Here is a 14,333-nt window from a genome sequence, read left to right as displayed (position 1 = left end):
GAGCAAGAAGTTTTCTCCGCTGCGCCAGACACTTTTGACGTCAGAACCACCTTCCCACCGGAGACACACCCCTCATGAACTTCCTCGACGGCCACCTCTATCCCGAGAACCAGCAGCCCCTGATCATCACGGCCGCGCCCTATGCGCCGGGGTGGATTCCCGAAGACTTTCCGGAAGACATTCCGGTCACGATGGAAGAGCAGATCCAGAAGGCGGTCGACTGCTATGAAGCCGGCGCCACCGTGCTGCACCTGCATGTGCGCGAGGCCAACGGCAAGGGCAGCAAGCGCCTGTCGATGTTCAACGAACTGATCGCCGGCGTGCGCGCCCGCGTGCCTGAAATGGTGATCCAGGTGGGCGGCTCGATCAGCTTCGCACCCGAGGACGACGGCTCCGCCGCCAAGTGGCTCAGCGACGACACACGCCACATGCTGGCCGAACTCACGCCCAGGCCCGACCAGGTGACCGTGACCGTCAACACCACGCAGATGAACGTGACCGAGCACGCCGGCCTGGACGACTTCAAGGGCCTGTCGCGCGGCGACCCGCGGCTGTACTCCACGTACAAGGACATGATCGTGCCCTCGAACCCCAGCTGGGTCGAGGAGCACATCCGCCGCCTCACGGCCGCGGGCATCCAGAGCGAGTTCCAGTGCTACAACATCAACAGCTTCGAGACCATCGAGCGGATGATCCGCCGCGGCGTCTACAAGGGCCCGCTGGTGATGAACTGGGTGGCGATCAGCGGCGGCATGGACCAGGCGAACATCTTCAACCTGGCCAACTTCCTGCGCGCCGCACCCGACGGCTCGGTGGTCACGGTCGAGAGCTCGGTGCTCAACGTGCTGCCCGTGAACATGATCGGCATCGCCCTGGGCCTGCACGTGCGCTGCGGCATCGAGGACGTGCTCTGGAACCAGACCCGCACCGGCAAGATGAGCTCGGTGGAACAGATCAGGCAGCTGGTGCGCATCTCGACCGAGTTCGGCCGCCCCATCGCCACCGCGCAGCAGGCGCGCGAGATCATGAAGATCGGCGTGTTCTACGAAACCACCGAAGAGACGCTGCAGGCCAACGGCTTCGCGCCCAACCGCAACGGCGCCCAGCAGGGTTTCCTGCGCAAGCCGGCCTGACGCGCGAGGGCACTCCGGGGTTGTTGACGTACCGACTGGTCAGTCGGTAGACTGCGGGCAATCGCCCCTCGAAGGGCGCGCATTGCATCGACAAGAAAGCCCCCGAGATGAACGACAACTTCGCCGCCGAACTCCATCGCCGGGCGACCGCGGCCCTGCAGGCCGGGCGCGCGGACGCCCAAGGGCAGGGTGACCGGGTGCCGGTCGCCCGCTACACCGACGAGGCCATGGCCCGCGACGAGCGGCGCCTGCTGCACCGGCATCCGCAGCCGGTGGCCGCCGGTGCGTCGCTCGCCACGCCCGGCGCGTGGCTGTCGCTCACCTACATCGGCGTGCCGCTGCTGCTGGTGCGCCAGGAGAACGGGCAGGTGCAGGCCTTTCTGAACGTGTGCCGCCACCGCGGTGCGCGCGTGGTGCCCGAGGGCAGCGGCAGTGAGGTGCGCGCCTTTGTGTGCCCGTACCACGCATGGACCTACAAGCCCGACGGCGCACTGCGCGGCGTGCCGGAATCCTTCGGCTTTCCGTGCCTCAAGCAGGAAGAGTCGGGCCTGCGCCGGCTCGCCACGGTCGAGCGCGCGGGCCTGGTCTGGGTGCTGCTCGATGCGTCGCTGGCCGAGAGCGACGCGGGCGCCGCACTGGGCGCGCTGATGGACAACCTCGAATCGCTCGCGGGGCTGCGCACGCCCGTGGCCTTTGCGCCGCGCTCGTACGTGGTCGAGGCCAACTGGAAGCTGCTGGTCGACGGGTCCTTCGAGGCGTACCACTTCAAGGTGGCGCACCGCGAAACCATCGCCCACATGTTCATGAACAACATGCAGATCGTCGACGAGTTCGCGTTGAACCGGCGCCTGTACCTCGTCAAGTCGAAGTTCCCGCAAGACCAGCCCGGGGTCGACGGTTTCGATCCGCGGCGCTACGGCAACCTGACCTACTTCTTCTTTCCGAACACGACCATCCTCGTGCAGCCCGACCACGCGCAACTCAGCAGCCTGGAACCGTTGGGCCCCACGCGCACGCGCGTGCACGAGCTCACGCTGATTCCCGAAGCGCCGGCCTCGGAGAAGGCCCAGGCGCACTGGGACGCGAACGTCGCGCTGTACCGCCGCACGCTCGCGGAAGACTACGCACTGGCCGAGTCGATCCAGGCCGGCCTGGCGTCGGGCGCGAACGAGGCGCTGACCTTCGGCACCTTCGAGTACAGCGCGCCGCGCTTCCATGCGCAGCTGCACGCGCAGATCGCCGCGCTGCAACCCGCACCCTGAAAAGAAAAACTGCCGCTTCCCCGCGTCGCGGCCTGCGCACGCCCGGACCGGGCGGTGCGGCGCCGCGCGCCACCCACAACCAGGAGACAAGAAAGCAATGAACGAATCCAACCTGATCGACAGCCTCATGCAACAGGCCCGCCTGCAGCCGCAGGCCGCGCTCTTTGCGTCGGACACGCAGTCCATCGCGTTCGCCGAGATGAACCGGCGCGCGAACCAGCTCGCCAACGCGCTGCGATCGCTGGACATCGGCCCGGGCAGCCGCGTCGCGATTCTGGGCAGAAGTCAGGTGGACTGCGCGCTGCTGGTGTTCGCGGCGATGAAGATCGGCGCTGCCTGCGTGCCGGTCAACTGGCGTTTCAGCGTGGAAGAAATCCGCTTCGTTCTCGAAGATTCCGGTGCGCGCGTGCTCATCGCCGACACCGAGTTTTCGGCGCAGGGGGCGCAGGCCGCCGGGCCGGGCGGTGTGTGCGTGTTCCTGACCGACTGCGAAGCCGACGACCCGGCGCGGCTGGACCTGTGGTGCGCGGGTTTCGACGACCAGCTCCCGCCGCGCGACGTGCTGCCTGACGACGCGGCGATTCACATGTATTCGTCGGGCACCACGGGCCGCCCCAAGGGCGTGGTGCTCACGCACCGCGGCCTGGTGTCCGCGTGCGAGGTGATCGCGCAGGCGTGGAAGCTCGATCGCAACGCGGTGCTCGCGCACGCGCTGCCGACCTTCCACATCGCAGGCATGCTGCAGCTGCTGTTTCCGATCTACGTCGGCTGCCGCTGCGTGATCTTCCGCGAGTTTCAGCCGGAGGTGTTCCTGCGCGCGCTGTCCGGCGAGAAGATCACGCATGTGCTGGTGGTGCCCGCAATGATCGGGTTCCTTCTGGCCCATCCCGTCAGCCGCACGCTGGACTTCGCCAGCCTGCGGCTCATGGCGTACGGCGGCTCGCCGATCACCGAGCCCGTGCTGGAGGCGGCGATGGAGGTCTTCGGCTGCGACTTCTCCCAGATCTACGGCTTGACGGAAGTCTGCGGCGTCGTGACCGCCCTCACAGCCGAAGACCATCGCCGTGGTGCGGGGTTGCTGCGTTCGGCCGGGCGGCCGATGCCGCGCACGGCGCTGCGCATCGTCGACCCCTTGACGCTGGCCGACCTGGAAGACGGGCGGGTGGGCGAGGTCTGGATTCGCAGCGACCGCAACTTCAAGGCCTACTGGCAGAAGTCCGAAGCCACGCAGGAGGCCTTTCCTGAGGGGCGCGATGCCGAGGGCGGCTGGTTCCGCTCGGGCGATGCCGGCTACCTGCAGGACGGCTACCTGTTCCTGAGCGACCGGATCAAGGACATGATCGTCTCGGGCGGCGAGAACATCTATCCCGCGGAAGTCGAGAACACCCTGATGAAGCACCCCGACGTGGCCGACGGCGCAGTCATCGGCGTGCCCGATGCGGTGTGGGGCGAGTCGGTCAAGGCCTGCGTGGTGCTGCGCCCCGGGGCCACGGCGAATGCCGACCACATCATCGATTTCATGCGCGAGCGCATTGCGCACTTCAAGTGCCCGAAGACCGTCGACTTCGTGGCGGCGCTGCCGCGCACCGAGTCGGGCAAGCTGCTCAAGCGCGACCTGCGCGCGCCGTACTGGGCGGGTCACCTGCGCGCCATTCATTGAGCGTTCCGATTTCTACAATCGCGCGATGTCATCAGCTCCACCGACCTCCCGCAAAGAAATCATCCTGGCGCGTGCCGAGCAGCACTTTGCCGACCACGGCTTCCAGGGCGCGTCGCTGTCGGCCATCGCGCGCGAATGCGAGGTCGGCAACCCGGGGCTGCTGCACCACTTCCCGAGCAAGGAGCTGCTGTACCGCGCCGTCCTCGAGAAGCAGGCCGAGGAGCTGATGGCGCGCATGCGCAAGCGCGTCGACACGAGCGCCAGCCTGCAGGCGCGCCTGCAGGCCTACGTGGCGCTGCAGGTCGAATGGATGCAGGCGCGGCCCACGGGCTTCCGGCTCGTCACGCGCGAGCTGCTCGACAACGCCGAGCGCATCCAGCAGGCGCAGATCCGGCCGCTGGAAAGCTTTCTGCAGGGAAGCCTGGCCTTGCTGGAAGAGGCGCAGGCGGCCGGCCTGATCCGCCGCGAGATCCCGTCCGTGGTCGTGCTGACGATCATTCTCGGCACGCTGAACTACGCCAAGATCGTGCGGCCCACCTTTGCCAAGGCCTTTGCCGAGCCCGCGCTGAAGAGCGACAAGGCCTGGATGAAAGTCATGGCGCGCGACGTGCTGCGCGTCGTGTCCCCCGGCGATGCGTCGCCCCCCTGAGTTTTCTTTTTCTGCAACCCCGACCAAAGGACGTTCCCTTGAAAACCCGCATCACCGAACTCTTCGGCATCCGCCACCCGATCATCCAGGGCGGCATGCACTACGTCGGCTTTGCCGAGCTGGCCGCGGCCGTCTCCAACGCCGGCGGCCTGGGGATCATCACGGGCCTCACGCAGAAGACGCCCGAACTGCTGGCCCGCGAGATCGCGCGCTGCCACGAGATGACCGACAAGCCCTTCGGCGTGAACCTCACCTTTTTGCCGACCTTCGCCTCGCCGCCGTACCCCGAGTACATCGCGGCCATCGTCGAAGGCGGCATCAAGGCCGTGGAAACCGCAGGCCGCAGCCCCGAGGCCTACATGCCCGCGCTGAAGGCCGCGGGCATCAAGGTGATCCACAAGTGCACCTCGGTGCGCCACGCGCTCAAGGCCGAGCGCATCGGCTGCGACGCCGTGAGCGTGGACGGCTTCGAGTGCGGCGGCCACCCCGGCGAAGACGACGTGCCCAACATGATCCTGCTGCCGCGCGCAGCCGAAGAACTGAAGATCCCGTTCGTCGCCTCGGGCGGCATGGCCGACGGCCGCAGCCTCGTGGCCGCGCTCGCGCTGGGCGCCGAGGGCATGAACATGGGCACGCGCTTCATCGCGACCAAGGAAGCACCGGTGCACGCGAACGTGAAGCAGGCCATCGTCAATGCCTCGGAACTCGACACGCGCCTGATCATGCGGTCGCTGCGCAACACCGAGCGCGTGATCAACAACGCGGGCGTGGAGCGCCTCATCGAGATCGAACGCATCAAGGGCGACGCGCTGAAGATCGACGACATCATGGACCAGGTCGCCGGCATCTACCCGAAGGTGATGACCGAGGGCGACATGGACGCCGGTGCCTGGAGCTGCGGCATGGTGGCCGGCCTGATCCACGACGTGCCCAGCTGCGCCGAGCTCATCGACCGCATCATGGCGCAGGCGGATGAACTCATCGCCAAGCGCCTGGCGGGTATGCTGCGCGGCTGAGCGGTCAGCCCCGCTCGACTTGCCGCGCCAGGAAGCTGCAGCTGGCCACCAGCAGCCGTGCCACTTCGGCCACGCTGGATTCGATGCGGTGCTGCGGCCCGGCCACGGCCACCGCCACCGTGTCGTTGTGCAGCTGCAGGAAGGCCGCCACGGCCCACACGTCGCTCACGTTCTCGCCGCGCGTCACGAAGTAGCCGAGCTTGCGGCTGTCGAGCACGTCGGCCACCAGCGCCTCGTGCGCGGTCTTGGTGGTGGCGGTCACGGCGGGCAGCGTGCGCTCCTTGAGCCAGGTGCGCAGCTCGGGCTCCTTCAGGCTGCCCAGCAGCGCCTTGCCGATCGAGCTGGAGTGCAGCGGCTTGAACTCGCCGGGCTTGGCCGAATAGCGGATGGGGTGCAGGCCCTCGACCACCTGCAGGTAGATCACCGAGTCGCCCTGGCGCTTGCCGAGGATCACGGTCTCGCGCGTGGCGTCGCGCAGCCGCTCGAGCACCGGCGTGGCGCGCTCGATGAACGGGTCTTTCACGCTGATGTCGTGCATCACGTCGAACATGCGCCGCGTCGGGTAGAGCGCGCGCGGGCGGCTCAAGGTGTACAGGTAGCCGCGCGCGGTCAGCGTCGAGACGATGGCGTGGCAGGTGCTCTTGGGCACGCCCACGGCTTCGGCCAGTTCGGTGAGCGACAGCGGACGCTGGCTCGCCTGGAACGCTTCGAAGATGTCGATCACCCGCGCGATCGCGGTCACGGTGACGCCAGTCATGGGCGCTTCTCCTGAACGGTGGAACGGACCGGGCGACGAAATTCAGCCGCCTGAACAAACGGGATCGGCGAGCACGATCCGCGCGGTCATTCTGTCATTCGTTCGTAATGCTGAACATAGGTTCTTGTTCTCGAACAAGTCGGTTCCTACGATGGGTCCACGACAGTTCGACGGAGACATACCAAGGTGCAGCAAGCCAGCCAGGACATCACAGTGGACGCACACGCCGACGGCGTGGTGTGGATCACCATCGACCGCGCCGCCAAGCACAACGCCCTCGCGGGCCGCGTGCTCACGGCGCTGGCCCAGGCGGTCGCCGCGCACGGGGCCCGGCCCGACACGCGGCTGCTCGTGCTGCGCGGCGCCGGCGAGCGCTTCTTCGCCGCCGGGGGCGACCTGGTGGAGCTGTCGGAAGTACGCGACGAGGCCGCGACCCACGCGATGGTCGAACGCTCGCGCGGCGCACTCGACGCCGTGCGCCGCTGCCCGGTGCCGGTGCTGGCCTACCTCAATGGCGACGCTATCGGCGGCGGGGCCGAGCTGGCACTGGCCTGCGACATGCGCCTGCAGGCCGCGCATGCGCGCATCGGCTTCATCCAGGCCAAGCTGGCGATCAGCACGGCCTGGGGCGGCGGGCCCGACCTGTGCCGGCTCGTGGGCGGCGCGCGCGCACTGCGCATGATGGGCCGCTGCGAAATGATCGATGCGGCGCAGGCGCTGCAGTGGGGCTTGGCCGATGCATCGATTGCAGACGGCGCCGACGGCGAAGACCTGCGCGCCTTCATCGCGCCGCTGCGGGCGCATCCGCCGCAGGTGCTGCGTGGCATGAAGGCGCAGCTCATCGCGTGGCGCGAAGGGGCTTCGTACAGCGCGCGGCGCGAGGTCGAGCATGCGCAGGTGCTGGCCACCTGGCTGCACGACGACCACTGGCAGGCCTCCGACCTCTTTCTTGCCAAGGCCGCCCGATGAATCGCGACGACCTCATGCCCAGCGCCGCCAACGAGCCGCGCCTGTACCCCACGAGCCCGACCGGCATCGAGGTGCCCGCCAGCGTCGGTGCCGGCGCCGTGCGGCCCGAGCACATCGGCGAGCCCGGCGCCTATCCGTTCACGCGCGGCATCTTCCCGGACGGTTACCAGGGCCGGCTGTGGACCATCCGCCAGTACTCCGGCTTCGGCACCGCCGAGGAATCGAACGAGCGCTACAAGTTCCTGCTGGCCAAGGGGCAGACGGGCCTGTCGGTGGCGCTGGACCTGCCGACCCAGTGCGGACTCGACCCCACGCATCCGATGGCACGCCCCGAGATCGGCAAGGTCGGCGTGTCGCTGTCGAACCTCAGCGAGGCGGAGATCCTGTTCAAGGACCTCGACCTGTCGCGCATCTCGACCTCGTTCACCATCAACGGCACGGCCGCGATCATCTATGCGATGTACCTGGCGGTGGCTGACAAGCAGGGCGTGCGGCGCGACCAGCTCACCGGCACCATCCAGAACGACATCCTCAAGGAGTACGTGGCGCGCGGCACCTGGATCTTTCCGGTGCGCCCGTCGATGCGGCTCATTGCCGACACCATCCTGTACTCGAACGAGGTGTCGCCGCGCTTCAACCCGATCAGCATTGCCGGGGCGCATGTGCGCGACGCGGGCGCCACCGCCGCCGAAGAAATGGCCTACACACTGGCCAACGGCCTGGCCTATGTGGACGAGCTGCGTGCACGCGGCGGCGATGTCGAGAAATTCGCCAAGCGGCTGTCGTTCTTCTTCTACGTGCACATGGACTTCTTCGACGAGATCGCGAAGTTCCGCGCCGGCCGTCGGCTGTGGGCGCGCCTCATGAAGGAACGCTACGGCGTGCAGGACCCGAAGGCCCAGCACTTCCGCTTCGGCGTGGTGTGCGGCGGCTCGTCGCTGGTGGCGCCGCAGCCCTACAACAACGTGGTGCGCGTCGCGGTGGAAACCATGGCCGCGGTGTTCGGCGGCGCGCAGTCGATCTTCACCTGCGCCTTCGACGAAGCCTTCCAGATTCCGACCGAATTCTCGGCCGAGCTGGCGGTGCGCACGCAGCAGATCCTGGCGTATGAAAGCGGCATCGGCCGCACCGTCGATCCGCTGGGTGGCAGCTACTTCCTGGAGCAGCACACCGACCGCATCGAAGCGCAGATCGTGGGCGTGATGGACGAGATCGATGCCTACGGCGGCGTGGTGCGCGCCATCGAAGAAGGCTGGATCCAGATGCGCCTGGCCGAGCGCGGCCTGGAGCGCAAGCTCGACAACGACGCCGGGCGTACCGTGGTGGTGGGGCAGAACCACTTCAAGAAAGCCAACGAAGAGATCAAGGTCGGCGAAGTCTTCACGCTCGACCCCACCGTGGCGCAGCGCGCGCTGGAGAAGTTCCAGCGCACGCTCGACACGCGCGACAACGCGGCCGTGGCGCGCTCGCTCGCGCGGCTGTCGGCTGCGTCGGCCAAGGACCGCGAGAACGTCATGCCCTACCTCGTGGAGTGCTGCCACGCCTACGCCACCGTCGGCGAGATGGTGGCCTGTCTCAAAGCCCAGTGGGGCGAATTCAAGGAACCGGTGAACCTATGAGCACGCAGCAACCAGGCACCGCCGCGCTCGCGGCCCGGCGCATCCTGATCGGCAAGCCCGGCCTCGACGGCCACGACATCGGCGCCAAGATCATCGCCCTGACCCTGCGCAACGCCGGCGCCGAAGTGATCTACACCGGCCTGCGCCGCAGCCCGCTGCAGATCGCGCAGGTGGCGGTCGACGAAGGCGTCGATGCGGTGGGCCTGAGCATCCTGTCGGGCAGCCACAAGGAGCTGGTGTCGGAAGTGATCGCGCAGCTGCGCGAGCTGAAGGCGCACGACGTGAAGGTGTTCGTCGGCGGCACCATCCCGGCCGAAGACCATGCCCACCTGCGCACGCTCGGCGTGAGCGCGGTCTTCACGGCGGACATGCCGCTGGAGCTGGTGGTGGCTTCACTGGCGGAGTGCCTTGCATGAGCGCCGCGCCGGGCCGCCTCAAGCAAGCTCACACCGCAGTGCGAAGCACGGAGGTACTCCTGTGAGTACCGCGGGGCCGCTTGACGGCATCCGCATCATCGAAGTCGGCCACATGCTGGCCGGCCCGTACTGCGGCCTGATGCTCGCCGACATGGGCGCCGAGGTCATCAAGATCGAGACGCCCGAAGGTGACATCGCCCGCAGCGTGAGCCCGCATTTCATCGGCCCGCACAACGCCTACTTCGCCAGCCTCAACCGCAGCAAGAAGAGCGTGGTGCTCGACCTGGCAAGCACCGAGGGGCAGGAGGCGCTGGGCCGCATTGCCGAGACCTCGCACGCGGTCATCACCAACCTGCGGCCCTCGGCGATCCGCAAGCTCGGCCTGACGTATGACGCGATGCGGCAGTGGAACGAGCGCATCGTCTGCGTCGCGCTCACCGGCTACGGCCTGGACGGCCCGCATGCCGACAGCCCCGCCTACGACTACGTGATCCAGGCGCTGACCGGCGTGATGGCGCTCACCGGCGACCCCGATGCGCCGCCCACCAAGGCCGGCTACTCCGCCGTCGACAACTCGGCCGGGCTGGTGGCCGCGGTCGGCCTGCTGGCCAAGATCGTGCAGGGGCAGGGCGGGCAGGTCGATGTCGCGATGTACGACGTGATGCTCTCGCAGCTCAACTACCTGGCCGGCGCCGTGCTCAATGCGGGCGAGACCGTGGCGCGGCAGGCCGACTCGTCGCACCCGTACGTGGTGCCGGCGCAGATCTTCCTGACTGCCGACGGCTGGCTCACGCTGTTCATCACGCACGACAAGTTCTGGAAGATCTTCTGCGACGAAGTCGGCCATTCCGAATGGACCACCGACGTGCGCTTTTGCACCATGGCAGGCCGGCGCGCGCACCGCGCCGAGGTCATCGCCGCCATCGCGCAGCTGCTGCGCGGCGCGCCGGCGGCCGAGTGGGTGCGACGGCTGGTGCCGCTGGGCGTGGTGGCGGCCGAGGTCGGCACGCTCAACGATGCGCTGTGCGGTGACATCGCGAACGCGCGGCGGCTGGTGGTGTCGCTGGGCGACGGCAGCCTGCCGCTGCAGGCCGTGGCCAGCCCGATCCGCTTCGACGGTTTCACGCCGCGCTACGGCCTGCCGCCGCTGCTCAACGAGCATGCGGACGAGGTGCTGGGCAAGGTGGCGGCATGAACATGGACGCGGCGCCGCTCGATCGGTGGGCCTTGAGCCGCGAACTCACGCGGCTGGCCAACGCCGACCCGATGGCGCTGGCGCGCGATCCGCCGTCGCACGCGGCGCGGCGTGTCGGCGTTACCGGCGCGCCCGGCGCGGGCAAGAGCACGCTGGTCGGCCACCTCGCGCAACTGCGCGCACCGCGCGGGCGTCTGGGTGTGCTGGCCGTGGACCCGAGCAGCCCGAAGAGCGGCGGCGCCATCCTCGGCGACCGCGTGCGCATGGACGAACTCGCGGGCAACGCGCAGCTGTACATCCGCTCGCTCGGCTCGCGCCGCACCGGCGACGGGCTGGCCGACCACCTGCCCGAGATGCTGGAGCTGATGGACCGTTTCGGCTTCGACGAGGTGCTGCTCGAAACCGTCGGTGTCGGCCAGGCCGAGCACGCGGTGCGCGCGCAGGTCGACACCCTGGCGCTGGTGCTGTTGCCCGACAGCGGCGACATCGTGCAGGCCATGAAGGCCGGCATCATGGAAATGGCCGACATCTTCGTGGTCCACAAGTCGGACCTGCCGGGCGCGCAGCGCATGGCGACCGACATCCGCCGCATTGCCACGATGGCGCGCCACGCGCCGGGCGACTGGGTGCCGCCCATCCTGCTGAGCGCGGCCGGCGATCCGGCATCGCTGCAGGTGCTGTCGGACACCATCGACCGTCACCAGGCCTGGCACGCGCAGGCGCCCGGGGTGCGTGCGCTCGCCCGCGCACGGCGCGCACGCTACCGCCTGCGTCGCCTGCTGGAGCTGCGCATCGGGCAGTTCATCGCGCAGCAGGACGGCGCTTTTTTCGACACGCCCATCGCCGAGCAACTGGCGCAGGCCGTGGCTGCGTTGCCGCACGCACAGGAAGCCGCATGAAGCGCGAAGCCATCCGCACGCTCAAGAAGTCGCTGCGCGCCGGCGGCGAAGCGCAGGCATCGCCGCAGCAGGCGCAGGAGGCGCGTGCTGCGGCACTGGCCCTGCTGGAGCGCAGCGTCGCCATGCGGCACGACCGGCTGGCGATCCAGCGGCTGCTCGATGCCGTGCGCCTGCGCGCCCCTGTCGCACCCGCGCTCTGGGCGCACTGCGAGGCCGCCGCGGCGCGCCTGCCGGGGCCTGTGCGGCCTCAGATGTTGCAACTGCTGCGCCACCAGTCGGCGCAGCACGCCAGCCATGGGAGCCCCGCAGCGGACCGATAGCGTTCGAAACCTACGACAGAAGAAGGAGACAAAAAAATGCAAGAGCATTCGAAGCAGACAACACAAGAGATTCCAAGGCCACGGCCCCTGCGCCGACACATCATGGTGGCCGTGCTGGCCGCCATGGCCGCACCAGCCTTTGCGCAAGGCAACGACGACGTCGTGCGCATCGGCGTGATGGCCGACATGAGCGGCCTCTACTCCGACATGGGTGGCGCGGGTTTGGTGGAGGCCGTGAAGATGGCCGTCGCCGACGCGGGCGGCACCGTGAACGGCAAGAAGATCGAGGTGATCACCGCCAACCACTCGGCCAAGCCCGACATTGCCGCCACCAAGGCGCGCGAGTGGTTCGACACGCAGGGCGTGGACATGATCATCAGCGGGCCCAGCTCGGGCACCAGCCTGGCCATTGCCAAGATCGCGGCCGAGAAGAAGAAGGTCGTGATGGTGACCGGCGGCGTGGCGGCGCAGCTCACCAACGAAGAGTGCTCGCCCTACACCGTGCACTACCTGTACGACACCGTGGCGCTGGCGCGCGGCACCGGCGCCGCCATGACGCGCCAGGGCGGCAAGAGCTGGTACTTCCTGACGGTGGACTACGCTTTCGGCGACTCGCTGGAGAAGGAGACCACGCAGGTCGTCCTCGCCAATGGCGGAAAAGTCGTCGGCAGCGTGCGGCATCCGCTGTCGGCCACCGACTTCTCGTCGTTCCTGCTGCAGGCGCAGGCCTCGAAGGCGCAGGTGCTGGGCCTGGCCAACGGCGGTGGCGACACCATCGGGTCCATCAAGGCCGCGCAGCAGTTCGGCATCACCAAGTCGATGAAGATCGCGGGCCTCATGCTCTTCATCACCGACGTGCACGCGCTCGGCCTGAAGCTCACCAGCGGCATCAACCTGACCGAGGCCTGGTACTGGGACACCGACGAGCGCTCGCGCAAATGGTCGGCCCGCTTCTTCGAGAAGATGAAGAAGATGCCCACCAGCATGCAGGCCGCCAGCTACTCGGCTGCGCTGCAGTACCTGAAGGCTGTGGGCGCCGCCCGTAGCGACAGCGCCGATGCGGTGATGACGCAACTGCGCACGCTGAAGATCGACGACATGTACACGTCCAGCGGCCACATCCGCGGCGACGGCCGCATGGTGCACGACCTGCAGCTCATGGAGATCAAGAGCCCGGCCGAATCGAAGCGTCCGTGGGACTACTACAAGCCGGTGCAGCGCATACCGGGCGAGCAGGCCTTCGCATCGAAGGCGGAATCGAAGTGCAAGAACTGGAGTTGAAGCGGCGCGATGCTGCTTTGCAAGACGACCCTTTCCAACCTCACGACCCCATCCCAGGAGACAAGACCATGACAGCCAACCCCCGTGCCATTCCTCCCACCGTCGCACCGTCCGAGCAAGTGAAAGCCGCCATCGCTGCCGCGAAGGAACTGCCCTTGCTCGATGTCGGCCCCTACCTCACCGGCGAGCCCGGCGCGCTGGAGCAACTGGCCGCCGACGTGAAGCTCATTCAGGAGAACCTGGGCTTCTTCGCCATCGTGAACCACGGCATCCCGCAGTCGCTCATCGACGAGTCGTTCGCGCAGACCGCCAAGCTGTTCGAGCTGTCGATGGAAGAAAAGCTGCGCCACCGCGTCGGCCACCACCACCAGGGCTACCTGCCGCCGAAGTCGTCGATCTTGAAGTCGACCGCCATCATGGAAAAGATCGCGGTCAACACCAAGAAGGACACCAACGCGGCCTGGCTCTTCATGCGCAACCGCAACGCGGACGATCCGAAGGTGCGCGCCAACGTGCGCCACCGCGGCCTGAACCAGTGGCCCGAGAGCCTGCCGGCCTTCAAGACCGCATTGCATGCCTATCAGAGCGCGATGGAAAAGCTGTCACTCAAGCTGCTGCCCATCTACGCGCGCGCGCTCGGCCTGCGCGCCGAGCACTTCGATCCGATGTTCAAGGCGCCCGAGTACTACCAGCGCTGCGCTTACTACCATCCCGAGGAGCACATGGACGAAGGCCAGTACGCATTGGCGCCGCACTCCGACGGCAGCTTTCTCACGCTGCTGCCGATGACGCCGGTGCCGGGCCTGCAGGTGATGACGCCGGCCAAGGAATGGCTCAAGGTGCGTTACGTGAAGGATGCGCTCATCGTCAACACCGGGCAGGTGCTCAACCGGCTGTCGAACGACCACTTCATCGCCACGCCGCATCGCGTCGTCAACCCGCCGATGAAGCGCTATGCGCTGACCTTCTTCTTCTACCCCGACGACGACGCCAGCGTGGCGCCCATTCCCGAGTGCATTGCGGCGGGCGAGCAGGCGCGCTACGACACGCGCTCGTTCTACGACTTCTTCGTGCCCTACCTGGACGACCTGTACCACTACAACGATCCCAACTTCATGAAGGAAGTCGAGCCCGCCGGCGTGACCGCACAGGCCTGA

At 67.8% G+C, this 14,333-nt stretch carries 14 protein-coding genes; 13 read left to right on the top strand and 1 reads right to left on the bottom strand.

Going from position 1 to position 14,333, the window contains the following annotated elements:
* Positions 1 to 74: 74 nt before the first annotated feature.
* From CLU95_RS09515 to CLU95_RS09495, 5 genes are all read left to right on the top strand, one after another.
* Positions 75 to 1,133 (top strand): 3-keto-5-aminohexanoate cleavage protein, encoded by a 1,059-nt coding sequence (locus tag CLU95_RS09515; protein ID WP_099792550.1) that lies wholly within the window; start codon positions 75 to 77, stop codon positions 1,131 to 1,133.
* A 107-nt stretch (positions 1,134 to 1,240) separates the two neighbouring features.
* Positions 1,241 to 2,395, top strand: a complete 1,155-nt coding sequence (locus CLU95_RS09510; RefSeq protein ID WP_099792548.1) for an aromatic ring-hydroxylating oxygenase subunit alpha — start codon at positions 1,241 to 1,243, stop codon at positions 2,393 to 2,395.
* A 97-nt stretch (positions 2,396 to 2,492) separates the two neighbouring features.
* Complete coding sequence (locus tag CLU95_RS09505) at positions 2,493 to 4,055, top strand: long-chain-fatty-acid--CoA ligase (protein WP_180288572.1); 1,563 nt, start codon at positions 2,493 to 2,495, stop codon at positions 4,053 to 4,055.
* 25 nt (positions 4,056 to 4,080) lie between these two features.
* A complete protein-coding gene (locus CLU95_RS09500; protein ID WP_099792543.1) occupies positions 4,081 to 4,704 on the top strand; it encodes a TetR/AcrR family transcriptional regulator in 624 nt (207 codons plus the stop codon).
* 38 nt (positions 4,705 to 4,742) lie between these two features.
* On the top strand, positions 4,743 to 5,720 hold the full coding sequence (locus tag CLU95_RS09495; RefSeq protein ID WP_099792541.1) for an NAD(P)H-dependent flavin oxidoreductase: 978 nt from the start codon (positions 4,743 to 4,745) through the stop codon (positions 5,718 to 5,720).
* A 4-nt stretch (positions 5,721 to 5,724) separates the two neighbouring features.
* On the opposite strand, the gene CLU95_RS09490 is transcribed toward CLU95_RS09495, so the two are convergent.
* Positions 5,725 to 6,477, bottom strand: coding sequence for an IclR family transcriptional regulator (locus CLU95_RS09490; protein WP_099792539.1), 753 nt, complete (start codon positions 6,475 to 6,477; stop codon positions 5,725 to 5,727).
* Positions 6,478 to 6,690: 213 nt separating this feature from the next.
* Between CLU95_RS09490 and CLU95_RS09485 the strand changes: the two genes are divergently transcribed.
* From CLU95_RS09485 to CLU95_RS09450, 8 genes are all read left to right on the top strand, one after another.
* Positions 6,691 to 7,446, top strand: a complete 756-nt coding sequence (locus CLU95_RS09485) for an enoyl-CoA hydratase/isomerase family protein (RefSeq protein WP_257214576.1) — start codon at positions 6,691 to 6,693, stop codon at positions 7,444 to 7,446.
* On the top strand, positions 7,443 to 9,065 hold the full coding sequence (locus CLU95_RS09480; RefSeq protein WP_099792535.1) for an acyl-CoA mutase large subunit family protein: 1,623 nt from the start codon (positions 7,443 to 7,445) through the stop codon (positions 9,063 to 9,065). Before CLU95_RS09485 ends, CLU95_RS09480 begins: the two co-directional genes overlap by 4 nt.
* Positions 9,062 to 9,481, top strand: coding sequence for a cobalamin B12-binding domain-containing protein (locus CLU95_RS09475; RefSeq protein ID WP_099792533.1), 420 nt, complete (start codon positions 9,062 to 9,064; stop codon positions 9,479 to 9,481). The genes CLU95_RS09480 and CLU95_RS09475 overlap by 4 nt, the downstream gene beginning before the upstream one ends.
* A 61-nt stretch (positions 9,482 to 9,542) precedes the next feature.
* Positions 9,543 to 10,676 (top strand): CaiB/BaiF CoA transferase family protein, encoded by a 1,134-nt coding sequence (locus CLU95_RS09470; RefSeq protein ID WP_257214575.1) that lies wholly within the window; start codon positions 9,543 to 9,545, stop codon positions 10,674 to 10,676.
* Complete coding sequence (locus CLU95_RS09465) at positions 10,673 to 11,575, top strand: ArgK/MeaB family GTPase (RefSeq protein WP_257214574.1); 903 nt, start codon at positions 10,673 to 10,675, stop codon at positions 11,573 to 11,575. Before CLU95_RS09470 ends, CLU95_RS09465 begins: the two co-directional genes overlap by 4 nt.
* Positions 11,572 to 11,895: a hypothetical protein gene (locus CLU95_RS09460; RefSeq protein WP_099792528.1), complete on the top strand. Its 324-nt coding sequence runs from the start codon at positions 11,572 to 11,574 to the stop codon at positions 11,893 to 11,895. Before CLU95_RS09465 ends, CLU95_RS09460 begins: the two co-directional genes overlap by 4 nt.
* A 102-nt stretch (positions 11,896 to 11,997) precedes the next feature.
* Positions 11,998 to 13,176 (top strand): ABC transporter substrate-binding protein, encoded by a 1,179-nt coding sequence (locus CLU95_RS09455; RefSeq protein WP_099792526.1) that lies wholly within the window; start codon positions 11,998 to 12,000, stop codon positions 13,174 to 13,176.
* 68 nt (positions 13,177 to 13,244) lie between these two features.
* A complete protein-coding gene (locus CLU95_RS09450; RefSeq protein ID WP_099792524.1) occupies positions 13,245 to 14,333 on the top strand; it encodes an isopenicillin N synthase family dioxygenase in 1,089 nt (362 codons plus the stop codon).

The organism is Variovorax sp. 54 (assembly GCF_002754375.1).
In the GTDB taxonomy this organism is placed as follows: domain Bacteria; phylum Pseudomonadota; class Gammaproteobacteria; order Burkholderiales; family Burkholderiaceae_C; genus Variovorax.
Note: the sequence above shows the minus strand (reverse complement) of the source record. Positions and strands in the feature narration are given on the sequence as shown.

Coding starts and splice junctions, on each gene's coding strand:
- CLU95_RS09450 (WP_099792524.1), top strand. CDS start 13,245: ATGACAGCCAACCCCCGTGCCATTCCTCCCACCGTCGCACCGTCCGAG.
- CLU95_RS09515 (WP_099792550.1), top strand. CDS start 75: ATGAACTTCCTCGACGGCCACCTCTATCCCGAGAACCAGCAGCCCCTG.
- CLU95_RS09510 (WP_099792548.1), top strand. CDS start 1,241: ATGAACGACAACTTCGCCGCCGAACTCCATCGCCGGGCGACCGCGGCC.
- CLU95_RS09490 (WP_099792539.1), bottom strand. CDS start 6,477: ATGACTGGCGTCACCGTGACCGCGATCGCGCGGGTGATCGACATCTTC.
- CLU95_RS09465 (WP_257214574.1), top strand. CDS start 10,673: ATGAACATGGACGCGGCGCCGCTCGATCGGTGGGCCTTGAGCCGCGAA.
- CLU95_RS09460 (WP_099792528.1), top strand. CDS start 11,572: ATGAAGCGCGAAGCCATCCGCACGCTCAAGAAGTCGCTGCGCGCCGGC.
- CLU95_RS09455 (WP_099792526.1), top strand. CDS start 11,998: ATGGTGGCCGTGCTGGCCGCCATGGCCGCACCAGCCTTTGCGCAAGGC.
- CLU95_RS09475 (WP_099792533.1), top strand. CDS start 9,062: ATGAGCACGCAGCAACCAGGCACCGCCGCGCTCGCGGCCCGGCGCATC.
- CLU95_RS09505 (WP_180288572.1), top strand. CDS start 2,493: ATGAACGAATCCAACCTGATCGACAGCCTCATGCAACAGGCCCGCCTG.
- CLU95_RS09500 (WP_099792543.1), top strand. CDS start 4,081: ATGTCATCAGCTCCACCGACCTCCCGCAAAGAAATCATCCTGGCGCGT.
- CLU95_RS09480 (WP_099792535.1), top strand. CDS start 7,443: ATGAATCGCGACGACCTCATGCCCAGCGCCGCCAACGAGCCGCGCCTG.